Origin of the sequence: Sellimonas sp., from assembly GCF_047234585.1 — a bacterium.
Classification (GTDB): Bacteria; Bacillota; Clostridia; order Lachnospirales; family Lachnospiraceae; genus Sellimonas; species Sellimonas caecigallum.
On sequence record NZ_JBKSWG010000013.1, the window covers coordinates 45,049 to 45,647 of the forward strand.

The following is a 599-nucleotide window of genomic DNA, read 5'->3' on the forward strand; positions in this document are numbered from 1 at the left end:
TGTCGGATCACTCGGATCTGTCGGATCACTCGGATCTGTCGGATCACTCGGATCTGTCGGATCACTCGGATCTTCAACTTTTTCTACAAATAAAATGTAGCCACGTGTGCATCCAAATGGTACATCAATATTTGTTTTCTGAACCAAACCTTCTACGAGCTGATATCCTTCCGGAAGCTGGTAGTCTTTTCCAAGCTGGAATGACCAGCATGTTCCTGGTTCCCCTGCCTGCGTTACAGATGCATAATCATGAGCAACAATTCTTCCTTTAACTGTCATGAATGTAACAAATAAAGAAGTCTTTTTCTGGATTCTTTCTACAGGTACATCCAGCTGTCCGCCTTCTGTTGCCATAAAGTCGCCAGATACTGTCATACGGTATCCTGCCGGTACGTATGGTTTCAGAATAGAGTAATTGTTTACTCCTTCCGGTACGAAGTAGTCTCCGCCTGCAACGAACTTATCTCCGTCCATGAAACGGATGTTCATGATGACATTTTTCTGGATCTTTTCTACAGGTACATCCAGCTGTCCGCCTTCTGTCGCCATGAAGTCGCCGGATACTGTCATCTGATATCCTTCCGGTACGTACTGTTCCA

At 45.1% G+C, this 599-nt stretch carries 1 pseudogene; it reads right to left on the minus strand.

The features are described 5' to 3' along the window. Positions 1-599 (minus strand): annotated as a pseudogene (locus ACLROL_RS06995) (hypothetical protein); the annotation flags it as partial.